At 41.6% G+C, this 748-nt stretch carries 2 protein-coding genes; both read left to right on the top strand.

Annotated elements, in window-relative coordinates:
- Nucleotides 1-301 (top strand): transposase (locus tag CAN34_RS14580; protein ID WP_254423201.1); only part of this gene is annotated, 301 nt, incomplete at its 5' end.
- Nucleotides 288-748: IS630 family transposase (locus CAN34_RS14575; RefSeq protein WP_254423202.1), on the top strand; the 461-nt coding region annotated here is incomplete at its 3' end. The genes CAN34_RS14580 and CAN34_RS14575, both read left to right, overlap by 14 nt.

Raw genomic sequence — 748 nt, 5'->3', positions numbered from 1 at the left:
TAGCATCGATAATGGTCTGACTGTTAGAGAAGCTGCTGCTTTTTACGAGCTTAGCACCAGTACTATACATAGCTGGAGACAGATTTTAGAGCCTAAGAAAGGGCGATATAAAGCCCCGACCAAAATAGCTGATGACGCTTTGCTTCATGATGTCAAAGCGTATCCTGATGACTATCAGTATGAGCGCGCAAATCGTCTAGGCTGTAGTAAAACCGGCATTCATCATGCCTTAAAACGATTGAACATCAGTCAAAAAAAAGACACTAGAACATCCAAAGGCCTGCCCGATAAAAAGAGCTAAGTATCTTAATCATTTGAGTGATTATATGATTCAAGGCTATCCCATTGTTTATATGGATGAAAGCGGCTTTGAGCATGAGACCATCAGGCCTTATGGCTATGCACTGATAGGCAAACCTTGTATCGATCGCTACAATTGGCAAGGTAAAAAACGTACCAACGTCATTGGTGCCCTGTACGAAAGAGTACTATTTGCACTTGATTACTTCGAGAAAAACATCAATGGAGATGTATTCTATCACTGGTGCAAGTACACGTTAATACCGAGCCTAAAAACCAAATGCGTAATCGTAATGGATAACGCAAGCTTTCATAAACGGGTGCAAAAGCTGCTTAATAGACACGGCCATCGCCTTTTATTTTTACCACCCTACAGCCCTGATCTAAATCCTATCGAGAAGAAGTGGGCACAAGCTAAATTTCTACGCCAAGGATGGATGGAGAATAA

The sequence above is a fragment of the Psychrobacter sp. DAB_AL32B genome, from assembly GCF_002224105.1.
Lineage (GTDB): Bacteria > Pseudomonadota > Gammaproteobacteria > Pseudomonadales > Moraxellaceae > Psychrobacter.
The sequence above is the reverse complement of the archived record's forward strand: the minus strand, read 5'-3'. Positions and strand labels throughout refer to the sequence as shown.